General features: G+C 65.1%; 12 protein-coding genes. 7 read left to right on the forward strand and 5 right to left on the reverse strand.

The window, feature by feature from the left end:
* The first annotated feature begins 64 nt into the window (after positions 1–64).
* On the forward strand, positions 65–1585 hold the full coding sequence (locus AVT10_RS05655) for a fumarate hydratase (RefSeq protein ID WP_066689368.1): 1521 nt from the start codon (positions 65–67) through the stop codon (positions 1583–1585).
* Positions 1586–1979: 394 nt separating this feature from the next.
* Here AVT10_RS05655 and AVT10_RS05660 read toward each other — a convergent pair whose 3' ends face one another.
* The 4 genes from AVT10_RS05660 to AVT10_RS17700 form a co-directional block, all read right to left on the reverse strand.
* Positions 1980–3356, reverse strand: a complete 1377-nt coding sequence (locus tag AVT10_RS05660; RefSeq protein ID WP_066689262.1) for an alpha,alpha-trehalose-phosphate synthase (UDP-forming) — start codon at positions 3354–3356, stop codon at positions 1980–1982.
* Positions 3353–5149 carry a glycoside hydrolase family 15 protein gene (locus tag AVT10_RS05665; RefSeq protein WP_066689264.1) on the reverse strand — a complete coding sequence of 599 codons (1797 nt, stop codon included), beginning with the start codon at positions 5147–5149 and terminating at the stop codon, positions 3353–3355. The genes AVT10_RS05660 and AVT10_RS05665 overlap by 4 nt, the downstream gene beginning before the upstream one ends.
* Positions 5146–5889: a trehalose-phosphatase gene (gene otsB, locus AVT10_RS05670; protein ID WP_066689266.1), complete on the reverse strand. Its 744-nt coding sequence runs from the start codon at positions 5887–5889 to the stop codon at positions 5146–5148. The genes AVT10_RS05665 and otsB overlap by 4 nt, the downstream gene beginning before the upstream one ends.
* A gap of 182 nt (positions 5890–6071) precedes the next feature.
* Positions 6072–6374, reverse strand: coding sequence for a GIY-YIG nuclease family protein (locus AVT10_RS17700; RefSeq protein WP_084401393.1), 303 nt, complete (start codon positions 6372–6374; stop codon positions 6072–6074).
* A gap of 111 nt (positions 6375–6485) precedes the next feature.
* Between AVT10_RS17700 and folD the strand changes: the two genes are divergently transcribed.
* From folD to AVT10_RS05690, 5 genes are all read left to right on the forward strand, one after another.
* Positions 6486–7361: a bifunctional methylenetetrahydrofolate dehydrogenase/methenyltetrahydrofolate cyclohydrolase FolD gene (gene folD, locus AVT10_RS05675; protein WP_066689268.1), complete on the forward strand. Its 876-nt coding sequence runs from the start codon at positions 6486–6488 to the stop codon at positions 7359–7361.
* Positions 7358–7978 (forward strand): MarC family protein, encoded by a 621-nt coding sequence (locus AVT10_RS05680; protein ID WP_066689270.1) that lies wholly within the window; start codon positions 7358–7360, stop codon positions 7976–7978. The genes folD and AVT10_RS05680 overlap by 4 nt, the downstream gene beginning before the upstream one ends.
* Before the next feature lie 283 nt (positions 7979–8261).
* Entirely contained in the window at positions 8262–11288 is a 3027-nt protein-coding gene (locus AVT10_RS05685; RefSeq protein ID WP_420038494.1) for a TonB-dependent receptor plug domain-containing protein, read from the forward strand.
* Positions 11289–11494: 206 nt separating this feature from the next.
* Complete coding sequence (locus AVT10_RS18850) at positions 11495–11629, forward strand: hypothetical protein (RefSeq protein WP_269746891.1); 135 nt, start codon at positions 11495–11497, stop codon at positions 11627–11629.
* A 397-nt stretch (positions 11630–12026) separates the two neighbouring features.
* Positions 12027–14966 carry a TonB-dependent receptor plug domain-containing protein gene (locus AVT10_RS05690; RefSeq protein WP_066689274.1) on the forward strand — a complete coding sequence of 980 codons (2940 nt, stop codon included), beginning with the start codon at positions 12027–12029 and terminating at the stop codon, positions 14964–14966.
* 60 nt (positions 14967–15026) lie between these two features.
* On the opposite strand, the gene clpB is transcribed toward AVT10_RS05690, so the two are convergent.
* Positions 15027–17603 carry an ATP-dependent chaperone ClpB gene (gene clpB / locus AVT10_RS05695; protein WP_066689276.1) on the reverse strand — a complete coding sequence of 859 codons (2577 nt, stop codon included), beginning with the start codon at positions 17601–17603 and terminating at the stop codon, positions 15027–15029.
* A 98-nt stretch (positions 17604–17701) separates the two neighbouring features.
* On the opposite strand from clpB, the gene AVT10_RS05700 reads away from it, so the two are divergent.
* Positions 17702–18895 carry an MBL fold metallo-hydrolase gene (locus tag AVT10_RS05700; RefSeq protein WP_066689278.1) on the forward strand — a complete coding sequence of 398 codons (1194 nt, stop codon included), beginning with the start codon at positions 17702–17704 and terminating at the stop codon, positions 18893–18895.
* Positions 18896–19109 lie beyond the last annotated feature (214 nt).

Genomic DNA, 19109 nt, shown 5'->3' on the forward strand with positions numbered 1-19109 from the left:
TTTGCAAGCCAGTGTCGTCCCCCTGTAGGGCGGGAAAGATTTTTCGACAGACATGGACCACGCGATGACCGTCACCATCACCGAAACCGACCTGATCGACAGCGTCGCCGACGCGCTCCAGTTCATCAGCTATTATCACCCGATGGATTACATCCGCGCGCTGGGCGAGGCCTATGCCGCCGAGACGTCGCCGGCCGCCAAGGACGCGATCGCGCAGATCCTGACCAACAGCCGGATGTGTGCGGAGGGGCATCGCCCGATCTGCCAGGATACCGGCATCGTCACCGTGTTCGTGAAGTGGGGGCAGAATTGCCGGCTCGACAGCGACCGGTCGTTGCAGGAGGTCGTCGACGAAGGCGTGCGCCGCGCGTACCTGCACCCGGAGAACAAGCTGCGCGCCTCGATCCTCGCCGATCCGGCGTTCACCCGGCGCAATACCAAGGACAATACGCCGTCGGTGCTGCACGTCGAAATGGTGCCGGGCGACAAGGTCTATGTGGATGTCGCGGCCAAGGGCGGCGGGTCGGAGAACAAGTCCAAGTTCAAGATGATGAACCCCAGCGATTCGATCGTCGACTGGGTGCTGGAGATGATCCCGCAGATGGGCGCCGGCTGGTGCCCGCCGGGCATGATCGGCATCGGCATCGGCGGCACCGCCGAAAAGGCGATGCTGCTCGCCAAGGAATCGCTGATGGCACCGATCGACATGGGCCAGCTGAAGGCACGCGGGCCCCAGAGCGATGTCGAGGCGCTGCGCATCGAGCTGATGGACAAGGTCAATGCGCTCGGCATCGGTGCGCAGGGGCTGGGTGGCCTGTCGACCGTATTGGACGTCAAGATTCTCGACTGGCCGACGCACGCCGCGTCCAAGCCGGTCGCGATGATCCCCAACTGCGCCGCGACCCGCCACGCGCATTTCACGCTGGATGGCAGCGGCCCCGCCTATCTCGAACAGCCAAATCTGGCCGACTGGCCCGACGTCAACTGGACGCCGGATAAGGCGGCGATCCGCGTCGATCTCGACACGCTGACGCCCGAAGTCGTCGCGACGTGGAAGCATGGCGACCGGCTGCTGCTCAACGGCAAGATGCTGACCGGCCGCGACGCCGCGCACAAGCGGATCGCCGACATGCTCGCCAAGGGCGAGGAGCTGCCGGTCGATTTCCGGGGCCGGGTGATCTATTATGTCGGTCCGGTCGATCCGGTGGGCGAGGAAGTGGTCGGCCCGGCCGGCCCCACCACCGCCACCCGCATGGACAAGTTCACCCGCATGATGCTCGACCAGGGGCTGCTGGCGATGGTCGGCAAGGCGGAGCGCGGTGCCGACGCGACCAAGGCGATTGCGGAGGCCAAGTCGGCCTATTTGATGGCGGTCGGCGGGGCGGCGTACCTCGTCGCGCGGGCGATCAAGGGGTCGAAGGTCGTGGGCTTCGAGGACCTCGGCATGGAAGCGATCTACGAGTTCGAGGTGCAGGACTTCCCGGTCACCGTCGCGGTGGATAGCGAAGGGCAGAATGTCCACCACCTCGCCCCGCTGGTGTGGCGGGAGAAGATTGCGAAGGAGCGGTTGCTCGAGGGGGCGTGACCACTCGTTCGAGGTGTGCCGGTAACGCCCCCGTCGTCATTCCCGCGAAGGCGGGAATCCATAGCCGCAACGCTCGCGCCTCTATCCGAACCGTCAGCGTCTATGGGTTCCCGCCTGCGCGGGAACGACGAGGGAGTGGCACGGAGCCGTTACCTCTCCCCTTCGTCATCCCGGCGAAGGCCGGGATCCACCGTACCGCATACCCCCAAGACTTCGGCGCATGCGGAACCTTGGATCCCGGCCTGCGCCGGGATGACGGGGGCCGGGGGGCCGGGGGGCGGGACACTTCCTTCCCGCCCACGTCACCCCGGACTTGATCCGGGGTCCCGCTTCTTCTTCTACCGCCGCAAGGAAGCGTTACCCCGGGTCAAACCCGGGGTGACGCGCAGGTCGGCTATTGCGTCTCCGCCGACAGCGCGTCGATGAACCGCTTGCGCCACCAGATGACGTCCTCTTCCACCACATTTTCGATCATCGCCTGCCACCGGTCGATCCTCTCGGCGCGCGGCATGCGGAGCGCCTTGTCGATGCCGTCGGCGATGTCCTCGGCGCTATAGGGATTGATCATCAGCGCCCCGACCGACAGCTGCTGCGCGGCACCTGCAAAGCGCGACAGGATCAGCACGCCCGGATCGCGCGGATCTTGCGCCGCGACATATTCCTTCGCAACCAGGTTCATGCCGTCGCGTAAAGGGGTTACCAGCCCGATCCGCGCCGCGCGGTAGATGCCGGCCAGCACCTCGCGCGGATAGCCCTTGTTCACATAGCGGATCGGCACCCAGTCGGTATCGGCATAGGCCCCGTTGATCCGCCCCGACATCTGTTCGAGGTTGTTGCGGATGTCGCGATAGGTCTGCACCGCGGTGCGCGACGGCGGGGCGATCTGCAGCAGATAGACCAACGCCCGCCGGTCGGGATGGTTCTGCAGGAAGCGTTCGTAGCCGGCGAAGCGTTCGGGCAGCCCCTTCGAATAGTCCAGCCGGTCGACGCCGACGATCAGGCTGCGCCCGACCGCGCTTTCGAGCTGGTTGAGCTGCGCCGCGCGCGCCACCGGCCCAGCGGCGCCGGCGATGAAGTCCTTCGCCTCGATCCCGATCGGGCAGCTGATCGCGCAGATGGTGCGCCCGCCGACGGTGACGTTGTTGCCGTCGACCGTGCCGTCCATCTCCTCCTTCACATAGTTGAAGAAGCTGTCGAGCCATTCCTCGTTCTGGAACCCGACCACGTCATAGGCGAACAGCGCCTCGACCAGCCGGCGATGGTCGGGCAGCGCGGTCAGCAGCCGGCGCGGCGGCCACGGGATGTGCAGGAAGAAGCCGATGCGGTTGGTGATCCCCTGTTGCCGCAGCACCCAGCCCAGCGGGATCATGTGGTAATCATGGACCCACACCAGGTCGTCGGGTTCGATATGCGGGCCGATGCGTTCGCCGAACACGCGGTTGACCCGTTCATAGCCGCCCTGGAAATCGCGTTCGAACTCTGTCAGGTCGAGCCGGTAGTGGAACAGCGGCCACAGCGTCCGGTTGGCATAGCCGTCATAATATTCCTCCACGTCCTGCTCGGACAGATCCATCACCGCGCTGGTGACGCCGCCATAGGTCTGGAAGCGGAGTTCGCGATTGTCGCTGGTATCGCCCGACCAGCCGAACCAGATACCGTCCTCCTCGGCCAGCGCGGCGTTCAGCGCGACGGCAAGGCCGCCCTGCGCACCGCCGCCGGTGCCCGGCTGCGGGGCCTGCACCCGGTTCGAGATGACGATCAAGCGACTCATCTGACGACATTCCATGACTTGCTCAGCAGGACGGCGGAATTGATCATGCCGACCAGCGAGTAGGTTTGGGGATAATTGCCCCACAATTCCCCGGTTTCGGGGTCGATATCCTCGGACAGCAGGCCCGCCGGGGTGCAGCGCGACAGCATCTCCTCCAGCAGTTCGCGCGCATCGTCATAGCGGCCGGTCGCGTGCAGCGCCTCGATCAGCCAGAAGGTGCAGACGTTGAACGCGGTGTGCGGCAGGCCGAAATCGTCCTCGACAGCATAGCGCAGCATGTGGCTGCCGCGCCGCAGACCCTTTTCCACCGCCTCCAGCGTGCCGATGAAGCGGGGGTCGCTCGGTTCGAGGAAGCGCAGGTCGAGCAGCTGGATGATGCTGGCGTCGAGATCGTCGCCGCCGAAGGTCGCCGACATGCGGTTCGTCTCGGGCCGCCATGCCTCGCGCTCGATCTTGGCGCGCATCGCCGTCGCCCGGTCGCGCCAGAAGATCTCGCGCTCGGTCAGGCCCAGCGTGCCGGCGACATTGGCGAGGCGGTCGCACGCCGCCCAGCACATCGCCGCGCTATAGGTGTGGACATGGCTCTTGGTGCGCAGTTCCCACAGGCCCGCATCGGGCTTGTCGTAGCTTTCCCATGCCCGCTCGCCGATCGGCTCCAGCGCCTCGAAATCGGCCTGCTTGCCGACGCGGAACAGCCGCTGGTCGAAGAACCCTTGTGCGTTCGACAGGATGATCTGGCCATAGGCGTCGTGCTGGATCTGCTCATAGGCCTGGTTGCCGACGCGCACCGGACCCATGCCGCGATAGCCGTCCAGCCCCTCCGCCTCGCGTTCGACCAAGGTCGCCTCACCGCCCACGCCATAGAGCGGCTGAATCTGCCCGTCGGCGGCATTGTCAACGATGTTGCGCAAATATTCGAGATACCCCTCCAGCACGTCCAGTGCGCCCAGCCGGTTCAGCGCCTGCACCGTATAATAGGCGTCGCGGATCCAGCAGTAGCGATAGTCCCAGTTGCGCCCGCTATTCGCATGTTCGGGGATCGAGGTGGTCAGCGCGGCGACGATCGCGCCGGTTTCCTCGTGCTGGCATAGCTTCAGCGTGATGGCGCTGCGGATCACCGCCTGCTGCCATTCGACCGGGGTGGCGAGGCCGCGGACCCAGTGGCGCCATTCGTCGATGGTGTTCTTCAGCATCCGCTCGACCGAAGCCGGCAGCTCGTCGGAAAAGCTCTCGTCCGGCCCAAGGAAGAAATGCAGCGTGCGCTCGACCCGGAACAGCCGCTCGTCCTCGATCCAGCCGACCGGCGCGCTGGTCGACAGGCGGATCGCTTCGCTGTCGAGCAGGTAGCGGATATGGTTCGACCCGCGCGTCCGCTCCGCCTGCGCGCTGCCCCAGTTGACCGACGGGCGCAGCCGCACGCGGATGCGCGGCGACCCCGCGATCGGGCGCACGATCCGGCAGAAGGCGACCGGGCGATACATGCGGTCGTGCCGTTTGAAGCGCGGGCAGAAATCGACGACCTCGATCGCATTGCCGTCGCCGTCGACATGGCGCGTCACCAGCACCGGCGTGTTGCGGATATAGGTCTGCTGCGTCTCGACACAGCCGTCGAGATCGATCTCCCAGAAGCCGAACGCGCCGTCCGACCCGCGCCGCCGGTCGTCGAGCAGCGAGGAAAAGGCCGGATCGCCATCGACTCGCGGCAGGCAGCCCCAGACGAACCGTCCGTTACGGTCGACCAGCGCCGATACCTGGCAATTCCCGATCGGCCAAAGGTCCATCGTCGCGGTCATGCATTCTTCTCCAGCCAGTCGAGAAAGGCGGCGACATCGTCCAGCCGGTAGGCGGCGGCGGTATCGCGCATCGGTCCGATCAAGATGCCCGCCCCGCCATGATGCGCGGCGACCACCATGCCCGGTTCGTCGGTCAGGTCGTCGCCGACGAACACCGGCGCGTGGCCGGCAAAGGGCGCGTCCTCGCACAGGGTCGCGATCGCGGTGCCCTTGTCATGGCCGGCCATGCGCAGTTCGATCATCATCTTGCCTGCCTGTGCCGTGAGCCCGTCGCGTTGCGCGAAGGCGTCGACCAGCGCATGCGCCTCCTGTTCGACTTCGGGAGCGCCGCGATAATGGATCGCGACGCCCAATGTCTTGATCTCGATCACAATGCGCGGGTCGTCGGCGAAGCGATCCTTGAACGCGCGTTCGGCGGCGGTCAGGCTGGCCGGGCGATCGGGCAGCAGGGTGGTGCCACCGGCCGGGCGGATTTCCGCGCCGTGGCTGCCGACGACGGCAAAGTCGCGGATCGTATCGCCCAGAAAGCCGTCGATCTGCTCGACCGACCGCCCGCTGACGATCGCGACCCGTCCGCCCAGCCGGTCGGGCAGGCGGCGCAGCAGCGCGTGGAGCGAGTCGCCGACGACCACGCCGTCCGGCCGGTCGGCCAGGTCGACGAGCGTGCCGTCGAAATCGAGGAACAGGCCGGCGTCGTCGAGCAGGCCGGCGGGCGGGGGAGGGAGGTCCTGGTAGGGCATCGGTCCGATGAACGCCGGGTCGGGGGAAATCGTTTCGCAGGTGCGGTGTATTTTGACGTGGGGGCGCATCCTCCGCGCCTCCACGTCACCCCGGGCTTGACCCCGCCCGGATCGCAACGGCGGGGAGTTGGCTTAGCCGCTTCCACCTCGTCACCCCGGGCTTGACCCGGGGTCCCGCTTCTTCACCCGAAGATGGTTGTAGAAAGGTCACGCCAATCTGGATTGCCGCGTTCTATCAGTTCGAACTTCCAGTCCCGGTGCCAGCGCTTCATGCGTTTTTCCTGCGCGATGCACGCGAGAATGTCGTCACCGCGTTCGGCCCAGACAAGGCGGGCAAGATTGTACTTGGCGCAATGGATCGAACCGTGACCGGTTCGATGCTGATGAATACGAATTAAGAGATCAGCGGTAACACCGACATAGGTCGCACCACGATAGCGGTCGGCCATGATGTACACCCAGCCTCCCTGCCGCTCTCCGTCCATGATGTGAAGAGAAGAAGAAGCGAGACCCCGGGTCAAGCCCGGGGTGACGTGTGTGTGGGGGAGCAAAATCCGGGGGTGGCGAACCCTGCCGCCACCCTCTATGCAACCCCTATGACTGCCCGGATCATCGACGGAAAAGCCTTCGCCGCGAATTTGCGCGCGCGTGTCGCCACCCATGCCGCCGCCTTCGCGGCCGCTGCCGGTCGTCCGGCGGGGCTCGCGGTCGTGCTGGTGGGCGAGGATGCGGCGTCCTCCGTCTATGTCCGCTCGAAGGGCAAGGCGACGCGCGAGGCGGGCATGGCCAGCTTCGAACATCGCCTGTCGACCGATGTGTCGCAGGACGACCTGATCGCGCGGGTCGAACAGCTGAACGCCGATCCGGCGGTCGACGGCATCCTCGTCCAGCTGCCGCTGCCCAAGCATCTCGACAGCGACGCCGTGCTGCTGACCATCGACCCGGACAAGGATGTCGACGGTTTTCACCCGGTCAATGCCGGCCGGCTGGCGACCGGCCTGCCAGGGATGGTGCCCTGCACCCCCTATGGCTGCCTGTTGCTGCTGCGCGACGTGCTGGGCGATCTCTCGGGGATGGACGCGGTCGTCGTCGGCCGCTCGAACATCGTCGGCAAGCCGATGGCGGCGCTGCTGACCGCCGAGAGCTGCACCGTCACCATCGCCCATTCGCGCACCCGCGACCTGGCCGACCATGTCCGCCGCGCCGATATCGTCGTGGCGGCAGTGGGGCGGGCCAACTTTGTGCCGGGCGATTGGATCAAGCCCGGTGCGACCGTGATCGATGTCGGCATCAACCGCACCGATGCGGGACTGGTCGGCGATGTCGACTTCGCGTCGGCGAAGGAGGTCGCGGGCGCGATCACCCCGGTGCCGGGCGGGGTCGGGCCGATGACCATCGCCTGCCTGCTGCGCAACACGCTGGTCGCGGCGTATCGCCGGGCAGGCATCGCGTTCGACGACAAGACACTGTGATCGAGCTGTTCGTCTCGTCGTTCATCACCTTTTTCGTGGTGATCGATCCGCCGGGCTGCGCGCCGATCTATGCCGGCCTGACCACTGGCGCGTCGAACATCCAGCGCCGGTCGATGGCGATCCGCGCGGTCGGCATCGCCACCGCGATCCTCGTCGTCTTCGCGCTGTTCGGACAGGCGCTGCTGAAGGCGCTCGGGATCAGCCTCGACAGTTTCCGCATCGCGGGCGGCATCATGCTGTTCCTGATCGCGCTGGAAATGGTGTTCGAAAAGCGCACCCAGCGCCGCGAGGACCGCGCGCAGAAGATCATCGAAACCCCCGAGGTTGAGGACGTCTCGACCTTCCCCATGGCGATGCCGATGATCGCCGGGCCGGGGTCGATCGCCTCCGTCATGCTGTTGATGAGCCAGGTCGGCGACTGGGGCGCGCGCGCCGTCGTGCTGGGGGCGCTGGGCACGATCCTCGCCCTGACGCTTGCGGCCTTGCTGGCGGCCGGCCCGATCATGAAGCTGCTGGGCGCGCGGATCGAGGCGGTCATCACCCGCCTGCTCGGCGTGCTGCTGGCGGCGCTGGCGGCGCAGTTCGTCATCGACGGGGTCCGCGCGAGCTTCCTGTAACGCCGTTTTCCGACCGGTCCGGGCGGGTCTTCGCAACGCTTGCGAGGCGGCGGCATGCCGCTTCGCCACGGGCGGATCGTTTCCTCACACTATCCGTTCTATGACAAAGTGTTGCGCAATAGTTACAGCTGACACGTAATTTCTAGAATACAGCCATCCGTATTTACAAATAGGCTTGTAACGCCCGATACTTGCCCGGTTCGGCCCGCCAGCGATGCGGGTCGGCCGCTTGGAACGCCCGTCTGGGTTAAAGGGGATTGCTGTTTCCATGGTTGCCATCTCAATGCGCACGTCGTTGCGCCACGGAGCGGCTTTGTCCGCGCTCATCGTCAGCACGATCGCCGGTCCAGCCTTCGCGCAGTCGACGGTAACGGCCGACGAGCCGGCCGCCCAGCCGGCGACCGTTCCGACGACCACCGCCGCCCAGACAGACGACGAGACGATCGTCGTCACCGGTTCGCTGCTGCGCCGCGCCGACGCCGAAACGCCGTCGCCGGTTACCGTTGTGACGACCGAAAGCCTCGACCGCCGCGGTCTCGCGACGATCCAGGACGGCCTGCAGACGCTGTCGTCGAACAACGGCCCGGCGCTGACCAACTCGTTCACCGCCAACGGCGCCTTCGCCGGCGGTGCGTCGGCGGTGTCGCTGCGCGGCCTGTCGTCGAACTCGACGCTGGTGCTCTTCGACGGCCTGCGTGGCGCCTATTACCCGCTGGCCGACGACGGCACGCGCAACTTCGTCGACCTGAACACCATCCCCGACGATATCGTCCAGGAAGTGCAGGTCCTGCGCGACGGTGCATCGTCGCTCTACGGCGCGGACGCGGTCGCGGGCGTCGTCAACATCATCACCAAGAAGCAGTTCAAGGGCGTCGGTGGCCGCGCCGAAGCCGGTATTTCCGAGCGGGGCGATGCGAGCCAGTATCGCATGTCTCTGACCGCCGGTATCGGCGACCTGTCGGACGACGGCTTCAACATCTATGGCAGCGGCTTCTATTATCGTTCGGAAGCGCTGCGCGCCGCCAACCGCCGCTATCCCTACAACACCGACGATCTGCGTCAGGTGTGCTACGAAGGGAACTGCGGTGCCAACGGCGTGCTGAACGGCACGGAAGCTGATGGCAACACCGGCGGTTTCGAAATCACCACGCCGTTCGCGGTCCGTCCGCGTGATCCCATCACCGGCGCCGCGATCCCGGGCGTGTCGAGCCGCTATCAGTATCTGAACGGTTGCCAGGGCCTGCCCACTGCGCAGCTGAGCACCGCCGAACTGGCGCTGGCGCAAAATGCCGCCGCGCCGGCCAATGGCGTGGTGTGCCAGGAAGACCTGACCCTGCTCTATGGCAACATTGCGCCGCGTATCGAACGCTTCGGCGGTTCGGCCCGCGCCACCGCGAAGTTCGGCGACAATGGCGAAGCCTATGGCGAATTCAACTTCCTGCAGACCAACACCTTCTATGAAGGTCTGCCGGCAACGATCCGCGGCAATGCGCCGGCCGGGTTCTACTTCCCGCGCTACAGCACCTCGGCGAATATCGCTGCCTATGGCAACAACACCATCCTGCAGTTGCCGGTCTATATCTGCCAGTCGGGCGTGAACTGCTCGACCGCGGCCGACCGGGTGTTGAACCCGAACAACCCGTTCGCGGCGCAGAACCAGACGGCGGCGATCATCGGGCGCATCCCGAACCTGCGGGAACAAAACGAGACGCGCACCCGCGCCTATCGTGCGGCACTCGGCGTTACCGGCGACATCACCGACAATGTCAGCTACAATGTCGGCGCGACGGCGATGCACATCGACCTGCAGACCCGCGCGAACGGCTATGTCCGCATTCAGAACCTGCTGAACGCGGTCAACACCGGCAGCTACAACTTCATCAATCCGCAGGCCAACAGCCAGGCGGTGCTGGACCAGATCGCGCCGGAAAACATCAACAACGCCACGTCCGACCTGTACCAGGCACAGGCCAGCGTCCAGACGTCGCTGTTCGAACTGCCCGGCGGTCCGCTCGCCATCGGTGTCGGCACCGCGATCCGCTACGAAGCGGTCGATGCGCCCAGCGCCAATAGCGACATCAACGGCCCGACGCAGCGCTATTTCCGCCTGAACGGCTTCGCAGCCAAGGGTAACCGCACCGTTTATTCGGCCTATGCCGAACTCGAAGCGCCGATCGTCGATCAGTTCCTGATCAACGCCTCGGGCCGGTACGACAAGTACTCGAGCGGCCAGGACAATTTCTCGCCGAAGATCGGTGCGAAGTTCACCCCGATCCGCCAGTTGGTGGTGCGCGGTACCTGGTCGAAGGGCTTCCGTATCCCGTCGTTCGGCGAAGCCAATGCGACCTTCCCGACCACCGGTTACGTCAGCGCGACGCAGGGCATCTACAACGACGCCTTCCTGTCGCAATATGGCTGCTCGCTGGCGACCTATACCCGCTGCCCGTCCTACATCTCGGCAGCGACCTACGGTCAGACGAGCATTTCGAACCCGGACCTGAAGGCGGAAAAGTCGCGCAGCTACACTGCCGGCATCCTGTTCGAACCGATCCGCAACGTGTCGTTCACGGTAGACTATTATAACATCAAGAAGACCGACGCGATCACGACCGCGAACAACGCTCCGGCGATTGCCGCCTATTATGCGGGTCAGGCGATCCCGGCCGGCTACACGGTCATCCCGGACGCGGTCGACATTAACAACCCGACCGCGCGTCCGCGCATCGCGTTCGTGCAGTCGCCCTTCATCAATGCCAACACGATCAAGTCAGAAGGCATCGATTTCGGGATCAACGCCAACTATCGCTTCAACGACGACCTGCGCGTGTCGAGCAACCTCGAGGCGAGCTACATACTCGAACTGAGCACGACCTTCCCCGACGGTTCGAAGGAACGCTACGAAGGGACGCTGGGCAACTACAACCTGACGGCAGGCTCGGGCACGCCGCAGTGGCGTGGTACGTGGCTGAACACGGTCGAGTTCCGTGACGTGCTGGTCAGCGCGACGGTCAACTATTTCGACGGGTATGACCTGTCGGCGGAGGACCAGACCGGTCCGGGCACCGCGGGTGACTGCGGCCTTTCGGACGGCACCATCCCCTGCAAGGTCAGCGATTACATCACCGTCGATCTGAACACCTCGTTCAAGGTCAACGATCGCTTCACCTTCTACGTGAACGCCATCAACCTGTTCGACCGGCTGCCGCCGCTCGACAACGTCACCTATGGCGCGCACCTCTACAACCCGGTGCAGGGCGGCCTCGGCATCCTCGGCCGGTACTTCCGCGCGGGTGTGAAGGTCGGTCTGTAAGAACCGTTCCATCGACGCCAGAAGAGGGGCGGCTCCGCAAGGAGCTGCCCCTTTTTGTTTGGGTGGGTGAGGTTTGGCGGATGCTGAAGTCTCGTGGAGAGCCTGCTCCCTGCACTGGTCGCGCAGTAGTTTGACCTCGGACTTCCTTTCCTTGGAGTCCGTCGGCGACCTACAAGGTCAGCGACCGCTTCTCGATCTACACCAACGTGTTGAACGTCCTTGACCTGAAGGCCCCGTTCGACCCCAGCGCCGCCTACAGCCAGGGCCAGTTCAACCCGGCCTGGTCCGGCGCGAACATCCTCGGCCGCTTCATCCGCGTCGGTGCACGGGTCGACTTCTAAATCCACCGACCTTGGTGAAACTGATGGGCGCTCCGGCAACGGGGCGCCCATTTTTTGTGCATGTTGCCGTAAGAAGCGGCAAATTTGCTGGCGCTATGCTGTTATAGTACAGTAAAATAGTACAATTTTTTAGTACATTGGCATGTATCGATTATCAGAAAACAACGGTCGTCTGACAATCGTAAGAATACATTGATACTGCTATTAGCCCATGCATTGCAATTATTTGACTAAAATTACCGCCAAAGTGCCCCTGTAGTTGCCACTGTTACCGAAAAAACACGATATCTCGCATTTTGTGTCTGGTCCGTTTCCAAGAATTGCCTCGCAACTTCGGACGCCGTTAGTCTCGCAATATTGCATCGGGATTACGGTGCTTTGGGGAATAGGGGCATATATGAAGATGAACGCACGTAGCGCTCTGCTGGCATCCACGCTTTTGTTCGGCGTGGCATCGCCCGCGATGGCGCAGGTCGCGCAGGGGCCGGTAGATTCGTCGACCGACGATACCGCCCAGGAAATCACCGTCACCGGTTCGCGTATCGCCCGTCCCGATCTGGACGCACCCAGCCCGGTGACGACGGTTACCGCCGAGCAGTTCAACCTGACCGGCACCGTCACCGTTGAAACGCTGCTGAACGAACTGCCGCAGCTGATCCCAGGCAACACCCGCGTGTCCAACAACCAGGGCGGTGAGAGCTTCTCGACCCTCGATCTTCGCGGTCTGGGCCCGCAGCGCACGCTGATCCTCATCGACGGCGAGCGCGTTCCCGCATCGTCGGCGACCGGCGTCGTTGATATCGGCACCATTCCGACCGGCTTGATCGAGCGCGTCGACGTCGTCACCGGCGGTGCGTCGGCCGTGTACGGTTCGGACGCGATCGCGGGTGTCGTCAACTTCGTCCTCAAGGACCGCTACGAAGGTGCCGAACTGTCGGCCCAGTACGGCATCAACGAGCAGGGTGACGGGGCGACCTTCAACGTCCAGGGCGTGCTCGGAGGCAATTTCAACGACGGTCGCGGCAATCTGACTCTGTCGGGTAGCTACTATACCCGTGAAGCGATCGGCCAAGGCGATCGTCGGATTACGACGCCGGCATCGGTCCTGATTTACAACGATGCGGGCACTGAGGCGGAAGGCGACGACCGAATCCGCGTTGGCCGTCCGCTGGAGCTGATTTCCGCTGCCAACAACGACTATCTATACGCGTCCGGTGGCTCGGGTACGCCGCCGTGGGGCCAGGTGTCGAACAATGCTGCAAACCCGTTCCGCAATCTTGCTACGTTGCTTCCCGGCACCTTTGCGGCGGCCAATACCGATTGTAATCCGGCGACTGCCGGGGTGGCCGTCAACGGCGGTACGCTGTCGTTCAACAGCAACGGCCAGCTGAGCCCCTATTTCGGCAGCGGCCTGTGTGCTTATGCCGATCGCGCGTCGGGATCGAGCCGCTTCAACTTCAATCCGTTGAACCTGTTGCAGACTCCGTACGAACGGCTGATCCTGACGTCGACGGCGCGGTACGAGATCACCGACAACATCCAGCTGAAGGTGCTGGCGAACTACGTCGATACCTCGCAGACGGTCAATCTCGCGCCGACGCCCGCTACGGGCATCAGCGTTCCGTACAACAGCCCGTTGCTGCCGGCCGACCTGCGTATTGCCCTGGCTAGCCGTCCGAACCCGACCGCACCGTTCACCTATGCGCGTCGTTTCAGCGAAACCGGCCCACGCGTCGGCATCTACGATTCGACGACTTTCACCATTCGCAGCACGCTGTCGGGCAAACTGAGCGAAGATTGGAACTGGGACGCGACGGTCAGCTATGGCAAGGTCGATGCGCTGGCGACGTCGCTGGGTAATATCAACCGCACTGCAGTCGCTCAGGGGCTGAACGGTTGCCCGACCGGTTCGCTGCCGGGCTGCGTGCCGGTCAATATTTTCGGCGCCAATACGCTGACCCCGGCGATGCTGTCGTTCGTACGCATCGACACCAAGGAATCACGCGAGTTCGAACAGGTCCGTGCCGCTGCCAACGTGTCGGGTTCGCTGTTCAAGCTCCCCTATGGCGACGTCCAGATCGCGCTCGGTGGTGAAGTTCGCACCGACCGCGGCGCCGTGACCGTCGATGATGCGCAGCGCACCGGCAACATCTACGGCTTCAACGCTGTGCAGAGTCAGGGCGGTTCGATTAACGTGAAGGAAGGCTACGGCGAAATCCGCGTTCCGCTGCTCGCCGAAATTCCGTTCTTCCACGACCTGTCCGTGGAAGCCGGTGCCCGTTACTCCGACTATTCGACCATTGGCAGCCTGTTCAACTGGAAGGCCGGCGCCCAGTGGGCACCGATCAACTGGATGCGCTTCCGCGGTATCTACAACAAGGCAGCACGCGCTCCCTCGATCATCGAACTCTTCCAGAACGGCGATCAGGGCTTCCCGAGCTATGTCGATCCCTGCAACGCCGGTGCCAGCCGCACCGCACAAGCGCTCGCCATCTGTTCGGCGCAGACCCCGGCATTCGCAGCGGCGGGTGGCTATAACGGGTTCCTGCAGAACAACAGCCAGGTCGAAGCCTTTGCGTTCGGCAACCCGAATATCTCGGAAGAAAAGGCCGAAACCTACACGCTCGGTGCGGTGCTGACGCCGAAGATCGGTTTCGGTACGCTTTCGCTGACCGTTGACTACTACAACATCAAAATTGAAAATCTGATCACCACGCTGGGTGCCGGGTTCTTCATCAATCAGTGCTACGTTCAGAATGTCTCGACGGCCTGCGACCGCATCCGTCGTAACGCCGGTACGGGGCAGATCGACGCGATCAATACCGCCACCGGCAACCAGGGCACGCGCCGCACCAACGGTATCGATGCGGCGGCGAACCTGATCCTCCCGCTGGATCAGTTCGGTTTCAACGGCAAGCTGCGCTTCCAGGAAGTCTTCACCTGGACCAACAGCTACAAGCTCGACGATACGGAGTTCGCCGGCAAGTCGTCGGGCGGCAATGGTGGTGCGATCCCAGCGTACAAGTCGACGCTGACGGTCGGCTATGACCTCGACCGGACGTCGATCCAGGGCCGCTGGAACTTCGTCTCGCGCGTCGAGGAAGACTTCGGTCTGCCGGTCAATCCGGTCACGCCGACGCTCAGCTACTATGACCTGACCGTGCGTCAGGGCGTGGGCGAAAAGTTCGACTTCACCTTCATCGTCAACAATCTGTTGAACGCGAAGGCGAAGCGCACCCCGAACGGCTATTTCGATCAGGGTGGCGTCGACACCACCTGGTACGGCCCGATCATCTTCGGTCGGTCGTACACGGTCCAGGCTCGCGCCCGCTTCTAAGCGAGCCGGTCCAGCCAGACGAATGGGCGGCGGGGGAGCGATCCCCCGCCGCCTTTTTCGTTACGCGACGCTTAGGCTCAGCGCCCCGTCACCCTCGTCGACCCGCACCGTCGACCCGTCGCGGACCTCGCCGCGCAGGATCAGGTCGGCCAGCGGGTCCTGCAGATAGCGCTGCACCGCACGCTTCAGCGGTCGCGCGCCGTAGACCGGGTCATAGCCGACCCGCCCCAGCCACGCCCGCGCGGCGTCGGTCAGTTCGACCTTCACCTTGCGGTCCGCCAGCAGTTTGCCGACGCGCCCGACCTGGATGTCGACGATCGGCGCCATGTGATCGGCGGCGAGGCGGTGGAACAGGATGATCTCGTCCAGCCGGTTGAGGAACTCCGGCCGGAAATGCGCGCGGACCACGTCCATCACCTGCGGCTCGACCTCCTCGACCGGCTGCCCGTCGGCGAGGTTGGTCAGGTATTGCGAGCCGAGGTTCGACGTCAGGATCACGATCGTGTTCGAAAAATCGACCGTGCGACCCTGCCCATCGGTCAGGCGACCATCGTCCAGCACCTGCAACAGGATGTTGAAGACGTCGCCATGCGCCTTCTCCACCTCGTCGAACAGCACGACCTGATAGGGCCGACGCCGCACGGCTTCGGTCAGCACGCCGCCTTCCTCATAACCGACATAGCCCGGAGGCGCACCGATCAGCCGGGCGACCGCGTGCTTTTCCATGAACTCGCTCATGTCGATCCGCACCATCGCGTTGGGATCGTCGAACAGGAACTCGGCCAGCGACTTGGTCAACTCGGTCTTGCCGACGCCGGTCGGCCCAAGGAACAGGAACGACCCCAGCGGCCGGTTCGGGTCCTGTAGACCGGCACGCGAACGGCGGACGGCGGTGGCGACGGCGCGCACCGCTTCGGCCTGGCCGATCACCCGCTTGCCCAGCGCCGCTTCCATCGTCAGCAGCTTCTCGCGCTCGCCCTCCAGCATCCGGTCGACCGGGATGCCAGTCCAGCGGCTGACCACGGCGGCAATGTCGTCGGCGGTCACTTCCTCGCGCAGCATCGCGCCGCCGGCATTTTGCTGCGCCTCGGCCAGTTGCTTTTCCAGCGTCGGGATGGTGCCATAGGTCAGCTCGGACATCTTGGCCAAGTCGCCCGACCGCTGCGCCTGTTCCAGCGCGACACGCGCGGCGTCGAGCTGTTCCTTGAGCTTGGCTTCGGAAGCGATCTTGTCGCGCTCCGCCTGCCACCGCGTCGTGAGGCCCGCCAGCTGCTCCTCGGCATTGGCCAGTTCCTCCTCCAGCGTGTCGAGCCGGTCGATGCTCGCCGCATCGCTCTCGCGGCGCAGCGCCTCGCGCTCGATCTTCATGCGCAGGATGCGACGGTCGAGGCTTTCGATCTCCTCGGGCTTGCTCTCCACCTCCATGCGGATGCGGCTGGCGGCCTCATCCATCAGGTCGATCGCCTTGTCGGGCAGGAAGCGGTCGGTGATGTAGCGGTTGCTGAGCGTCGCTGCCGACACCAGCGCGCCGTCGGTGATCCGCACGCCATGGTGCAGCTCGTACTTCTCCTTCAGCCCGCGCAGGATGCTGATCGTGTCCTCGACGGTCGGTTCGCCGACGAACACCGGCTGGAACCGCCGCTGGAGCGCGGGGTCCTTTTCGACATGCTTGCGATATTCGTCGAGCGTGGTCGCACCGATGCAGTGGAGTTCACCGCGGGCAAGCGCCGGTTTCAACAGGTTGCCCGCATCCATCGCCCCTTCGGACTTGCCCGCACCGATCAGCGTGTGCATCTCGTCGATGAACAGGATGATCTGCCCATCGGCGCCCTTCACCTCGTCGAGCACGCCCTTCAGCCGTTCCTCGAACTCGCCACGATATTTCGCGCCGGCGATCAGCGACCCCATGTCGAGCGACATCAGCGCGCGGTCCTTGAGGCCATCGGGCACGTCGCCATTGGCGATACGCAGCGCGAGGCCTTCCGCGATGGCGGTCTTGCCGACGCCCGGCTCGCCGATCAGCACCGGATTGTTCTTGGTCCGGCGGGCAAGAATCTGGATCGTGCGGCGGATTTCCTCGTCGCGGCCGATGACCGGATCGAGCTTGCCGTCGCGCGCCGCCGCCGTCAGGTCGCGGGCGAATTTCTTGAGCGCGTCATAGCGATCCTCGGCCCCCGCCGTGTCGGCGCTGCGCCCGCCGCGCAATTTGTCGATCGCGGCGTTCAGCCCCTGCGGGGTGACGCCAGCGGTGGTCAGCGCCTTGCCCGCCGCGCCGGGCGACAGCGCAAGCGCCAGCAACAGCCGCTCGACGGTGACGAAGCTGTCGCCCGCTTTGGTCGCGATCTGCTCGGCCTGGTCGAGCAGGCGCACCGTGTCGTTGTCCAGCCCCGGCGAGGACTGCGCCCCCGATCCGGAAACCGACGGCACCTTGGCCAGCGCGGCATCGGTCTCGGCATTGGCGCGCCGCGCGTCACCGCCGGCGGCGTTGATGAGGCCCGACGCCATGCCCTGCTCGTCGTCGAGCAGTGCCTTGAGGATATGTTCCGGGCTGATCCGCTGATGGCTGTTGCGGATCGCGACCGTCTGCGCGGCCTGCAAAAAGCCTTTCGCGCGATCGGTGAATTTCTCTAGGTTCATGGGATGCTCCCCTGTGATGTTGCCGGCGATATGGTGTGGTAAACGAGCAACACAAGAGTGCCGGCGCATCGAAAATCGCACCCGGACGTTCGGGCTTGATGGGGCGCATCATCAAGGGGCTGGTCTGGACCGTCGTGTGGCTCGTCGCGGCCCTGTGCCTCGCGATCACGATCGTGCCGCGCTTCCTCGACCGCATCTATTATCGCGGGGTCGCGGGCGACCATTTCGATGGCGCACGCTTTTTCAACCCCGATGGCGACGACACGACCGCGCCTCCGGGCGGCAGCAGGCGTGGCTATCTCTGGCGACAGGCGACGGGAACCGACGGCCGACCGGATTGGCCCGATCACGTGCCGGTGACCCCCGCCAAGCCCGCCGAGCTGCTCCCCGCCACGACCCGTCCCGCCCGCGAACCGGCGCGGACGCCGATGCGCGTCACCTGGGTCGGCCATGCGTCGGTGCTGGTGCAGACCCCCGGCCTCAACATCCTGACCGATCCCGTCTGGAGCGACCGCGCCGGCCCGTTCGGCTTCGGCCCGAAGCGGGTCGCGGCACCCGGCATCGCGCTTGCCGACCTGCCGAAGATCGACCTGATCCTCATCAGCCACAATCACTACGACCATCTCGACCTGTCGACGCTCAAGACATTGTACGACCGCGACCGCCCGGCGATCGTCACCAGTCTCGGCAACGACGCGATCCTGCGCAGCGCCGGCATGGCCGCGACCGCGCTCGACTGGCGACAGGCGGAGCGCGTGGGCGGCGCCACCGTTCATGTCGTGCGCAACCATCACTGGTCGAGCCGCTGGTTCGTCGACCGCAACCGCGCCTTGTGGTCGGCGTTCGTCGTCGAACTGCCCGGCGGCAATCTGTTCTTCGCGGGCGACACCGGCATGGGCGACGGCAAGTGGGTGCGAGAGGCCGCCGCGCTCGGCCCGATCCGCCTCGCATTGATCCCCATCGGCGCCTTCCGCTTCCAGCCCGGACAGATGGCGAGCGGCGCGCATATCGGCCCGGTCGATGCGCTCGACGTCTTCGGACGGCTGGGCGCATCGCAGGGGCTGGCGATCCATTGGGGCACCTTCCGCCTGTCCTATGAAGGCTGGGCGACGCCGCCCAAATTGCTCACCGAGGCGAAGCGTTGCGCAGGGCAGGGCGACCGCCGCTTCGGCGCGGCCACCATCGGCCGCCCGGTCGACATCGCCCCGACGACCGCGCCTGCCGCAGCGCCGTTCGATCGTGCCGCCGTCCTGCGCTGTCTCGACGGTCCGGCTGGCAATGCGTTGCGATGAATGGTCGTTCCGACCGCCGAGCAGAACCGTACCGTACCCCCGCGCAGGCGGGGGGCCAGGCCCAGCAAGGAGGGCGAGGTCGATGGCGACACCCGTACCCCCGCGCAGGCGGGGGTCCAGGCGTCGGCGTCCAATGCCGCTGGAAGTGCCAGCACGTACCCCCGCGCAGGCGGGGGTCTAGCGCCACACAAAGCGAGGGCTGGTGCTGGTCGCT

Origin of the sequence: Sphingomonas hankookensis (assembly GCF_001619955.1) — a bacterium.
In the GTDB taxonomy this organism is placed as follows: Bacteria; Pseudomonadota; Alphaproteobacteria; order Sphingomonadales; family Sphingomonadaceae; genus Sphingomonas; species Sphingomonas hankookensis_A.